The organism is Mesorhizobium sp. P2_C4 (assembly GCF_056404575.1).
The window spans coordinates 423,393-434,803 of the sequence record NZ_JBFUDT010000001.1; the positions used below are offsets into that span (position 1 = coordinate 423,393).

Here is an 11,411-nt window from a genome sequence, read left to right on the forward strand (position 1 = left end):
GCGCTACTCAGCCGCGGCGCGAATGCCCGACGGGGCGTCGGGAAAGGTGCAGATGACGGTCGTGCCCTTGTCCTTGCCGGTCTCGATGCGGACGCTGCCGCCATGCAATTCGACAAAGCTCTTGACGATCGACAGGCCGAGCCCGGCGCCACGCCGGCGGCCGCCATTGGTCTTTGGCTCGAAGCGGCGGAACACCGAATCGAGCAGATCCGGCGGCATGCCGGGGCCGTCATCATGGACGGAGAATTCGACGCCTTGCGCCAGCGGGCGACAGGCGAGCGTGATGGTGCTCGCTTCCGGCGCGTAGTTGGCGGCATTGCTGAGCAGATTGTAGAGGATCTGGCGGATGCGGATCTCGTCGCCGTGGAAGCTCTTGGGCGCCGCAGCCGCATCGATGCTGAGCTTGATCGAATGCTCCTCCAGCCGGTCGGCAACCAGGTCGGCCGCCGCCGCGATGGTCCGGTCAATGCTCACTTCGGAGATGTCGAGCTGCATGATGCCGGCGTCGACCGTCGCCAGGTCGAGTATGTCGTTGACGATGGTCAGCAGCACCGAAGAGGACGACCCGACATGCTCGACATATTCGCGCTGCTTCGGGCTGAGCGGCCCGGTTGTCGGCAGCGACAACAGCTCGGTGAAGCCGATGATGTTGGTCAGCGGCGAGCGCAGCTCGTACGACACGTGCTGCACGAACTCGTTCTTGAGCTGGTCAGATTTTTCCAGCGCTTCGTTCTTGTCTTTCAGCGCCCGCTCGACATTGACGCTGTCGGTGACGTCGACAAAGGTCATCATCACTTGCCCGTTGGGCAGATGGATGACGGCATAGCGCAGCACATTGCCATTGTTGAGTTCGGTCTGGCCGTGGCGGTCGCGGCGCTCGTCATCGAAACCGGTGATGGCGGCAACAAACCCGCCCCACGGGCTGTCGGCGGCACGCTGGTCGCTGAGATCGCGGATCGCCGAGACATGGACATTGGGCTTGACGACATCGGCGCCCAGCCCCCACAGCGCGACAAAGGCCGGGTTGGACAGGCGCAGCCGTCCATCCGGGCCGAACACCGCTACGCCTTCGGCAAGATTGTCGAGCGTTTCGCCCTGGACCCGCACCGCGGTCTGGTAGCGGCTTTCGAGGTCCATCTTCTCGGTCAGGTTCTCGAACACCCAGGTCACGCCGCCTTTCGGCTGCGGGTTGGCGACCACGCGAATGGTCTTGCCGTCGGGCAGATGCCACCAATGTTCCTGCGATTCGACGGCGCGGTAGGCGCCGAGCAGGCTTTCCTTCCAGCGCCGCCATTCGGGCTGCTCGGCGATCTTGCCTTCGCTGCGCAGCCGGTCGAGCAGCAGGGCGTTGTCGGGGGCGCTGTGCAGGAAGCCGCTGTCGAGGCTCCACAGTTTCTGAAAGGCCTGGTTGAAGAAGCGCAGCTTCTCGTCGGTGTCGAAAATCGCAACGGCGGTGTTCAGCTGGTCAAGCGTGTCGGCGTGGCTTCGCACTGTGCGCTCATACTCGCCGCGAATGGTTTCGATGGCGCTGGTGTCGCTGGCGATGCCGGCGGAACCCTCAGTACCGGCAAAGTCGGTCACCGCAAACATGCGGCGGTCGCCCTCGATCACCGTCGACAGCGTCTGTTCAAAGACCGGCCGCGATTTGTGCTGCTCGGCGATCGCATCGCGCGCCTGGCCGCCGAGGAATTCCTTGGCGTCGCGAACGGCGGCTTCGGCGTCCTTCGCTTCGACCGCCTCGGCATAGGCGCGGTTGACCCATTTCAGCCGTCCGTCGGCGGAGCGCAGCCATGTCGGCATCTTGAGCGCGTCAAGGAGACCGATCATCGTGTCATAGTCGGCGGCCAGCCTCTGGTTGTCGATCTTCAGCCTGGCCTGGCTTCGCTGTGTCTCCGAAAGCGAGACGAAACGCACGATCACATGGGCAGCGCTCTTGCGGCCGTGTACTTCGAGCGGCGCTCCGGCCTGCGATTCGATGACCAGATCGAAGGACTTCGCCTTTTCGCGCAATCCCGCCACCGCGTTCTCGAGCGCTGCCGCCGAACGCGGCATCAGCCAACGGCCGAAGGCCAGGAAAGCGGCGCGGTCGTCCGGGGCGCCGCTTTCCAGCGGCAGCGTTCCAATCAGCTCGGGCTTCTTGTTTTCCGACGTCCAGACGATCACGCGCTGGTCGCGCAAATTGAGCATCGCTTCGGAGCGCTGCAGCGCTGCGTTGACGTCGGCGATGCGGGCCCTGAGTTCGACATTCTGCGCCGAAGTGCGCGCCCGTTCGCGGATCAGGAAGATCGCCGAGACAAGTGCTGCGCCCATGACACCGGCAAACATCGCCAGCTGCATGACCTCGACCGTGCTGACCGACAATCCGGCTTTCTGGGCAATGCCGGGCTCGGCATGCGCCGCAAAGCCAAGCAGCGGGCCGGCCAGTGCGGAGGTGGCAAGGAATAAGCCGACGCGTGCGCCAAGGCGCCATGGAAGGCTGCCGCCCGTGACGGCGGTACCGGTGACACCCGAATCGTCGCGGCCGCCGGAAACGGCCTGTCCCGCGCGAGGCGGGTTTTCCCCCGGCATGTCTTGGTCCTTTTCGCCGCCTGAATGCAAGACCGCCCAAATGCGCTCGTCGGTCCTCGTCCCCGGACCGCGAATCAGCACCATAGCGCTTGCTGGAATCGGCGTGAAGAATCATTCAGCGCAAAAATAAAGCCGGGCGAAAAGTCAATCGCCCGGCTTCAATATCTAGTGGTAATTTCCGCATTGCTTAATAGCGGTAGTGTTCCGGCTTGAACGGCCCCTGCGGGGTCACGCCGATATAGGCGGCCTGTTCGCCCGACAGTTCGGTCAGGCGGGCGCCCAGCTTGTCGAGATGCAGGCGCGCAACCTTTTCGTCGAGATGCTTGGGCAGCACATAAACCTGGTTCTCGTAATGGCCGGGCTTGCTGTAGAGCTCGATCTGCGCCAACACCTGGTTGGTGAACGACGCCGACATGACGAAGCTCGGGTGGCCGGTTGCGTTGCCGAGATTGAGCAGGCGTCCCTCAGACAGCAGGATCATCCGCTTGCCATCCGGGAAGGTGATGAGGTCGACCTGCGGCTTGACGTTGGTCCATTTCAAATTGCGCAGCGCAGCCACCTGGATCTCGTTGTCGAAGTGGCCGATGTTGCCGACGATCACCATGTCCTTCATCGAGCGCATGTGGTCGAGGGTGACGACATCCTTGTTGCCGGTGGTGGTGATGATGATGTCGGCCGTCGGCGCGGCATCTTCCAGCGTGACGACTTCAAAACCGTCCATCGCCGCCTGCAGCGCGCAGATCGGATCGACTTCGGTGACCTTGACACGGGCGCCGGCGCCCTTCAGCGAGGCCGACGAACCCTTGCCGACGTCGCCATAGCCGCAGACGACCGCAACCTTCCCGGCCATCATCGTGTCGGTGCCGCGCCTGATACCGTCGACCAGCGATTCCTTGCAGCCATACTTGTTGTCGAACTTCGACTTGGTCACCGAATCGTTGACGTTGATCGCGGGGAAGGGCAGCAGGCCCTTCTTCTGCAGCTGATAGAGCCGGTTGACGCCGGTCGTCGTCTCTTCGGTAACGCCGCGGATCGCCGCCTTCTGCTTGGTGAAGAAGCCGGGCGAGGCCTTCAGGCGCTTCTTGACCTGGGCGTAGAAGTACTCTTCTTCCTCGCTCTGCGGGTTGGACAGCACGTCTTCACCGGCTTCGGCGCGGGCGCCGATCAGGATGTACATGGTGGCGTCGCCGCCGTCGTCGAGGATCATGTTGGAGGTGCCCCCATCGGTCCACTGGAAGATGCGGTCGGTGTAGTCCCAGTAGTCCTCCAGCGACTCGCCCTTGATGGCGAACACCGGGATGCCGGCCTCGGCGATCGCGGCGGCGGCGTGGTCCTGGGTCGAGAAGATGTTGCAGGAAGCCCAGCGGATGTCGGCACCGAGCGCCTTCAGCGTTTCGATCAGCACCGCCGTCTGGATGGTCATGTGCAGCGAACCGGTGATGCGCGCGCCCTTCAGCGGCTTCTTGTCGCCGAATTCCTCGCGGCAGGCCATCAGGCCCGGCATTTCGGTTTCGGCGATCTCGATTTCCTTGCGGCCCCAGCCGGCAAGCGAAATGTCGGCGACCACATAGTCCTTGCTACCCGTCATGGCAGTGCTCCGATGTGAAAAATCTCAGGGATGCGCCCACGCCGGAAGGCGCGTCGAAGGGCGCGGATTGCCGGCCTGACTAGCAGATCACCGGCCGTACGACAATGGGATATAAAGAAATCTTTATTCGTGCATGTCTTTGGAGGTGCCCATCATGACTCCTCGCCGAAGCGCGAAGCGACCAACTGCTCCAGCGCGTCGATGACTTCCAGGGCCTCAGGCCCGCTGGCGGTGACGCGGATCGAATAGCCTGGGCTTGCCGCCAGCATCATCAGGCCCATGATCGAGGTGCCGCCGACCTTGACGCCGTCTTTCTCGACATGGACCGCGGCGTCGAAGCCGCTGGCGAGCTGGACGAACTTGGCCGAAGCGCGCGCGTGCAGGCCGCGCTGGTTGACGATCGGAAAATCGCGGACGATGTGGTCCTTTTCCGGCGACAGCGCGTTCATTTGCTGCTCAGCAGCTGGCTGGCGACGTTGATGTATTTGCGCCCGGCGGCCTGCGCCTCGTCGAGCGCGGCGCTCATATTGTCGCCCTTGCGAATGCTCGACAGCTTGATCAGCATCGGCAGGTTCATGCCGGCAATGACCTCGGTACGGCCGGATTCCATCACCGAGATGGCGAGGTTGGACGGCGTGCCGCCAAACATATCGGTCAAAACGATGACGCCCGACCCGGTGTCGACGCGCGCCACGGCTTCGACGATGTCGCTGCGGCGCTGCTCCATATCGTCATCGGCGCCGATCGCCACGGTTTCGAAATTGTCTTGTGGCCCCACGACATGTTCCACGGCATGGCGGAACTCGGTGGCCAGTTGACCGTGCGTTACAAGCACGAGTCCGATCATTCTTTGGTGGCTCCCGTCATCGCCGCTTCACAGGCGCATTTTATGCTCGCCGGCCATTCCAGGCGGCGGGAGCGCTATCTTGTCGACGCGAGGCGCGTTGACAAGCCCAAAATTGCGCCGACCTACGCCATTTTGACGCATTGCAACAAAAAATCGAAACCGGATCATGCGAAAGGCGCGATCGAGAGCCGCGCCATTACAGCCGGCAGGGCCGTCGCAACGTTGCGCTCGATGAGATCGATCCGCGGCACCGGACAGCCCGCGATCGGCTCGCTGAGATCTTCCTGAAAGCGGTCCCTCTCATGCCTAGGGACCAACCGGATATGGAGGTCGATCACCCCGCCTGGCTCGAACGACAGCGGCCGTGGCATGAATCCTGGCACTTCCGCGAGGCCTGCAATGGTGGCGGGTACGCGGCAGACCAGCCGCCCGGCGCACGTGGCCGCAAGCAGCCTGTCGTCCCCGATCAGCCGTGAAAACAATCCGCGCGCCCGGCAATGGTCGATAAGCACCAGCGCCAGCGTCGTCTTGCCGGCGCCGGACGGTCCGGTGATGAGAACACCGCGTTCGCCGATCAGGAGCGCCGTCCCGTGAATGTTTTCAGCTTTCACGGATCAGCCTTCGGCCGGCAGCGTTACCACGAAGCGCGCGCCTTTGATCTCACCGGGCTTGGTGCCCGGGATGTTCTCGGCGGTCAGCGTGCCGCCATGGGCTTCGACGATCTGCCGCGATATCGACAGGCCGAGGCCCGAATTCTGGCCGAACGCTTCGCCGGCCGGCCGGTCGGTGTAGAAGCGTTCGAAGATACGGTCGATGTTGTCGGCCCTGATGCCGGGGCCGTTGTCGTCAATGGTGACGATGTTGAACTTGCCCGCGCGTGCAAGGGAAATCGCGATATGGCCGTGTTCTTCGGGAACGAAGGAACGGGCATTCTCGATCAGATTGGTGACGACCTGGCCGATCCTGAGATCATGGCCGACGACGAAGTAGCCTTTGACGCCTTGCGGCAGCTTGGCGACCTTGAACTCGATCTCGACCGCCTTCTTGTTGCGCGTCGCCTCACGTGAAACAGCGACGAGGTCGGTGATGAATTTCTTCAGATCCACCGTTCCGGCATCTTCACGCGCCAGTTCGGCGTCAAGGCGCGACGCGTCGGAGATGTCGGTGATGAGCCGGTCCAGCCGGCGGACATCGTGCTGGATGATCTCCATCAGACGCGCGCGGGAATTATCGTTCTTCGCCAAGGGGAGCGTTTCCACCGCGCTGCGCAGCGACGTCAGCGGGTTCTTCAATTCGTGCGACACGTCGGCGGCAAAGCTCTCGATCGCCTCGATGCGGGCGTAGAGCGCATTGGTCATGTCGCGGATGGCGATCGACAAATTGCCGATCTCGTCCTGCCGGTCGGAAAAGTCGGGGATTTCCTCGCGGTTCTTGACGCCGCGCCGCACCCGCACCGCCGCCGCCGACAGCCGGCGCAGCGGGTTGGCGATGGTCGAGGCCAGCAGCATCGACAGGATGGCGGTGACCAGGGCGGCAATGCCGAAGACGCGCAGGATCGCCTTGCGTTCGGCAGCGACGATCTTGTCGATGTCACCGCCTTCCGTCGACAGCATCAGCACACCGAGCACGGCACGGAAGCGCTGGATCGGCACGGCTACCGAAACAATCTGCTCGCCCTGCTCCGAGACCCGCACGATGGTCGACGGGCTGCCGGTCAGCGCCTTGACCACCTCCGGGAACGCGGCGCCATTGCCGCCCGGCTGTTCGTGGTAGACCGGCAGTTCGGTGTTGCGGAAGAAATCGAAGACGAATTTCTGCACGCGCTCGACAAGATCGGGCTCTTCCTCCTCGACCGGCGGCAGGTCGTAGCGAAGGATCTGGCCGCGCGAATAGAGATGGCGTGAATCAAGCAGCAGATTGGCGTCACGATCGTAGATGCGGGCACGGGTGCGCGTCGGCGAAATCAGCCGTCTCAGCACCGGCGCGACGCGCTCCGGATTGATCGGGAAATCCAGATTGTCGAGCTGGTCGGAGCCGGGGCCGAGGCTTTCGCCGGCCTGCAGCTCAAGCAGCTTTTCCGGGTCGATGCTGATCGAATCGGTCTCGACCGTCGCCGACGCCGCAATCGCGCCGGCGATGATCTCGCCCTGCGTCATCAGGCTCTCGACCCGGGCATCGATCAGCCCGTCGCGAAACGTGTTGAGATAGAGGATGCCGGTGACCAGGACGGCAAGGCCGGCCAGGTTGAGGAAGAGGATGCGCCGGGTCAGGCTGGAAAAGATGTGGTGGCCGAGGAAACGGCGCATCGGCACCGTCAGCCTCGACAGAAATGCGGGCAGAATCCGCGACCGCCTGACCGCGCCGGTTCGTCTGCTCCGCTCTACATCAACTGCCATCGAATAGCAGCTCCCGCCTAGTCTTTGGTTTGATGCATGTCGTTGTCCCAAAACCGGGACCACTTTTGGGCGACATGCACTACCTTAAGCTTCGCGGAACCGGTATCCGACTCCGTAAAGGGTTTCGATCATCTCGAAGTCATCATCGACGGCCTTGAACTTCTTGCGCAGCCGCTTGATGTGGCTGTCGATGGTGCGGTCGTCGACATAGACCTGCTCATCATAGGCTGAATCCATCAGCGCATCACGGCTTTTTACCACACCGGGACGCTGCGCCAGCGAGTGCAGGATCAGGAACTCGGTCACGGTCAGCGTCACCGGCTCGCCCTTCCAGGTGCAGGTGTGGCGCTCCTGGTCCATGACAAGCTGGCCGCGCTCGAGCGAGCGGGCCTGCTGGCTGGGTGTCTTGGCTGCTGCCTCGCGGGCACTGGCCCGGCGCAGCACGGCGCGGACCCGCTCGACCAGAAGACGCTGCGAAAAGGGTTTGCGGATAAAATCGTCGGCGCCCATCTTGAGGCCGAAGAGCTCATCGATCTCGTCGTCCTTCGAGGTCAGGAAGATCACCGGCAGGTCGGACTTCTGGCGCATGCGGCGCAAAAGCTCCATACCGTCCATGCGCGGCATCTTGATGTCGAGGATGGCAAGGTTCGGCGGGCGCGCCGCCAGGCCTTCCAGCGCTGACGCCCCATCCGTGTAGGTTTCGACGCGGTAGCCCTCGGATTCGAGGGCAATCGACACCGAAGTCAGAATGTTGCGGTCGTCATCGACAAGCGCGATCGTTGCCATTTCAAGCGGCTCCCTCATGAGCTGTCCCTTCTTTCGTAGAGAAGGGGCTTTTGCAGGACAAATTAGGTACAAAATGTGGCATAGGCTCAGACCGCTGTCACGAGCGGCATGCCGGCGGCCACAATCACACCACTACACGGATTGGACGAACAAAGACTGCCAATCCTTTGGGCAACCACCCGACTTTTTGCACATATAAACGATTTAAACAACTTTTAAAATTTTTAAATCGATTAATGATTTGATATCATTCGGGTTTTCTGGTTCTGAGCCTTTCAGCCCCTGCAGTGGGGACTCCGGAAATTCGCCGGCAAGATGCGGCAAATCGAAGAAGGGACATCCATGTTGGAAGCCGGCAAACGCAATCCCGCATGCGCGATCGATCGGATCGGCCTCCTGACAACAGGCGTGGTGCGCTACAATTTCGGCGCGGCTCACCTCTACGAGCAGGCAATCGGCCGCGGCGAGGCCCGGCTGACCGCACATGGCGCGCTTGTCGCCGAGACCGGCCAGCACACCGGCCGCTCGCCCAAGGACAAATTCGTCGTGCGCGACGAGGCGACCGCGCCGCATGTCTGGTGGGACAACAACAAGGCGATCTCGCCGGCCGAGTTCGAGGCGCTGCTTGCCGATTTTCGCGCCCATGCGGCGGATAAGGACCTTTATGTGCAGGATCTGGTCGGCGGCGCCGACGATGGATTGAAGCTGACGACCAGGGTCGTCACCGAACTGGCCTGGCACTCGCTGTTCATCCGCAATCTGCTGATCCGTCCTGAAGCAGCCGCGCTCGAGCATTTCGTGCCCGAGATGACGATCATCGCCCTGCCGTCGTTCCGCGCCGATCCGGCCCGCCACGGCACCCGCACCGAAACGGTGATCGCGGTCGATCTGACGCGCAAGATCGTGCTGATCGGCGGCACCTCCTATGCCGGCGAGATGAAGAAGTCGGTGTTCACCATGCTCAACTATCTGTTGCCGGAAAAGGGCGTCATGCCGATGCATTGCTCGGCCAATGAAGGCCCGGCCGGTGACGCGGCGGTCTTCTTCGGCCTGTCGGGCACCGGCAAGACGACGCTGTCGGCCGATCCGTCGCGGACATTGGTCGGCGACGACGAACACGGCTGGGGCCCGCACGGCATCTTCAATTTCGAAGGCGGCTGCTACGCCAAGACGATCAAGCTTTCGGCCGAAGCCGAGCCGGAAATCTTCGCCACCACGCGGCGCTTCGGCACCGTGCTGGAGAATGTCATCCTCGGCGCCAACCGCGTGCCGGATTTCGACGACGGAAGGCTGACCGAAAACACACGCTGCGCCTATCCGCTCGATTTCATCCCCAATGCCTCGAAGAGCGGTCGCGCCGGCCACCCGAAGAACATCATCATGCTGACCGCCGACGCCTTTGGCGTCATGCCGCCGATCGCGCGGCTGACCCCGGCGCAGGCGATGTATCATTTCCTCTCCGGCTACACGGCCAAGGTGGCGGGAACCGAAAAGGGTGTCACCGAGCCCGAAGCGACGTTTTCCACCTGCTTCGGCGCGCCGTTCATGCCGCGCCACCCCAAGGAATACGGCAATCTGCTGCGCGAGCTGATCGCCCGCCACGACGTTGATTGCTGGCTGGTCAACACCGGCTGGACCGGCGGCGCCTACGGCACCGGCAAAAGGATGCCGATCAAGGCGACGCGGGCGCTGCTTGCCGCGGCACTCGACGGCTCGCTGAAGGCGGCCGATTTCCGCACCGACGCCAATTTCGGTTTCGACGTGCCGGTGGCGGTTGCCGGCGTCGACAGTGCCATTCTCGATCCGCGCTCGACCTGGGCCGACAAGGCTGCCTACGACCGACAGGCGGCAAGGCTGGTCGGCATGTTCGCCGTCAACTTCGAGAAATTCGAGCCGCATGTCGACGCCAACGTGCTGGGCGCGGCGCCGCGCCTGCAGGAAGCAGCGGAATAGTCGTCCCATCCTTGAAAGGCCCGGTCTCGATCGGGCCTTTTCTTTTTCGGCCCGCCGCGCCATGACTGCGGCATGCCGATCGACGACATCATCATTGCCGACGAAGCCGTGATTCACCCGGGCGACCTGCACGAGGATTTCATCCGCTCGTCCGGGCCTGGCGGCCAGAACGTCAACAAGGTGGCAACGGCGGTGCAGTTGCGCTTCGACGCCGCCAACGCGGCTGGCCTGTCGGAGCGCGTGCGCGAGCGGACCATCAAGCTCGCCGGCCAGCGCGCCACCAAGGACGGCGTCATCGTCATCGAGGCCGGGCGCTTCCGCACGCAGGAGCAGAACCGGGCGGACGCACGCGCACGGCTGACGGCGCTGGTCGCCAAGGCGGCTGAGCCGCCACCGCCGCCGCGCAAGAAGACGCGGCCGTCGAAAGGCGCGGTCGAGCGGCGGCTGAAGACCAAGGCCGGGCGCGGCACAATCAAGAAATTGCGCGGACGCGTCGGCGACGACTGAGTGCGGCTCGTCTTTCCTCTCTGGTCGGAGCGGCGGAATTGAAGAACGGCAGCTTTCGGGTCGCCGTTTTTGCCTGGCGATGGCATTGTTGCGGGATGAAGCGAATGAAGCGGCCAATCTGATGCTCGTCCTGCCCAAAGGCGTTCGCCACATGCCCGGCTATCTGTCGCGCGCCATGCAGGAGGCGCTGGTCGAGGATGTGAGAAGCGTGGTGCAGGCAGCCCCTTTGTTCGTGCCGGCCATGCCACGCACCGGCAAGGAGATGAGCGTGCGCATGACCAATTGCGGCGCGCTTGGCTGGGTCACCGACAAGGAGCACGGCTATCGCTACCAGCCGACCCATCCGGCGACCGGAACGCCGTGGCCGCCCATCCCCGAGGTGCTCATGCAATTGTGGCGTGAAGTATCGGCCTATCCGCAGCCGCCGGAGGCCTGCCTGGTCAATTTCTATACGCAGGACGCCAAAATGGGTTTGCACCAGGATCGCGATGAGGCCGATTTCTCGGCGCCCGTGGTCTCCGTCTCGCTCGGCGACGATTGCCTGTTTCGGGTCGGCCAGACCACGCGCGACGGGGCGACCAAGTCATTCAGGTTGAAAAGCGGCGATGTCGTCGTGCTTGGCGGCGAGGGCCGCCTCTGCTTCCACGGCGTCGACCGTATCTATCCCTCAACCTCGGCGCTGCTGAAGAACGGCGGGCGCATCAACTTGACGCTGCGGCGGGTAACGCGGGCGGTACACTAACCAATTCTACAGGTTTTTCTCATA

10 protein-coding genes are annotated in these 11,411 nt (G+C 63.2%); 3 read left to right on the forward strand and 7 right to left on the reverse strand.

Annotated elements, in window-relative coordinates; all coding sequences use genetic code 11:
* Positions 1 to 3: 3 nt before the first annotated feature.
* The 7 genes from AC1DX6_RS02165 to AC1DX6_RS02195 form a co-directional block, all read right to left on the reverse strand.
* Positions 4 to 2,568 carry a sensor histidine kinase gene (locus AC1DX6_RS02165; protein WP_477310769.1) on the reverse strand — a complete coding sequence of 855 codons (2,565 nt, stop codon included), beginning with the start codon at positions 2,566 to 2,568 and terminating at the stop codon, positions 4 to 6.
* Positions 2,569 to 2,755: 187 nt separating this feature from the next.
* Positions 2,756 to 4,156 (reverse strand): adenosylhomocysteinase, encoded by a 1,401-nt coding sequence (gene ahcY / locus AC1DX6_RS02170; protein WP_477310771.1) that lies wholly within the window; start codon positions 4,154 to 4,156, stop codon positions 2,756 to 2,758.
* Positions 4,157 to 4,308: 152 nt separating this feature from the next.
* Positions 4,309 to 4,605 carry an HPr family phosphocarrier protein gene (locus AC1DX6_RS02175; protein ID WP_477310773.1) on the reverse strand — a complete coding sequence of 99 codons (297 nt, stop codon included), beginning with the start codon at positions 4,603 to 4,605 and terminating at the stop codon, positions 4,309 to 4,311.
* Positions 4,602 to 5,003 (reverse strand): PTS sugar transporter subunit IIA, encoded by a 402-nt coding sequence (locus AC1DX6_RS02180; RefSeq protein WP_477310775.1) that lies wholly within the window; start codon positions 5,001 to 5,003, stop codon positions 4,602 to 4,604. The genes AC1DX6_RS02175 and AC1DX6_RS02180 overlap by 4 nt, the downstream gene beginning before the upstream one ends.
* A gap of 164 nt (positions 5,004 to 5,167) precedes the next feature.
* Positions 5,168 to 5,614, reverse strand: coding sequence for an HPr kinase/phosphorylase (locus AC1DX6_RS02185; RefSeq protein WP_477310777.1), 447 nt, complete (start codon positions 5,612 to 5,614; stop codon positions 5,168 to 5,170).
* A 3-nt stretch (positions 5,615 to 5,617) separates the two neighbouring features.
* Entirely contained in the window at positions 5,618 to 7,399 is a 1,782-nt protein-coding gene (locus tag AC1DX6_RS02190) for a stimulus-sensing domain-containing protein (protein WP_477310779.1), read from the reverse strand.
* 84 nt (positions 7,400 to 7,483) lie between these two features.
* Positions 7,484 to 8,185: a response regulator transcription factor gene (locus AC1DX6_RS02195; protein ID WP_013528337.1), complete on the reverse strand. Its 702-nt coding sequence runs from the start codon at positions 8,183 to 8,185 to the stop codon at positions 7,484 to 7,486.
* Between the two features lie 342 nt (positions 8,186 to 8,527).
* Here AC1DX6_RS02195 and AC1DX6_RS02200 point away from each other — a divergent pair, with 342 nt between their 5' ends.
* The 3 genes from AC1DX6_RS02200 (at position 8,528) to AC1DX6_RS02210 (ending at position 11,387) form a co-directional block, all read left to right on the forward strand.
* Positions 8,528 to 10,138, forward strand: a complete 1,611-nt coding sequence (locus tag AC1DX6_RS02200; protein WP_477310781.1) for a phosphoenolpyruvate carboxykinase — start codon at positions 8,528 to 8,530, stop codon at positions 10,136 to 10,138.
* A gap of 72 nt (positions 10,139 to 10,210) precedes the next feature.
* Positions 10,211 to 10,645 (forward strand): alternative ribosome rescue aminoacyl-tRNA hydrolase ArfB, encoded by a 435-nt coding sequence (gene arfB / locus AC1DX6_RS02205; protein WP_477310783.1) that lies wholly within the window; start codon positions 10,211 to 10,213, stop codon positions 10,643 to 10,645.
* Positions 10,646 to 10,766: 121 nt separating this feature from the next.
* The gene (locus tag AC1DX6_RS02210) at positions 10,767 to 11,387 is read left to right on the forward strand and encodes an alpha-ketoglutarate-dependent dioxygenase AlkB family protein (RefSeq protein WP_477311877.1); all 621 of its coding nucleotides are present in this window, start codon (positions 10,767 to 10,769) and stop codon (positions 11,385 to 11,387) included.
* Positions 11,388 to 11,411: the final 24 nt, after the last annotated feature.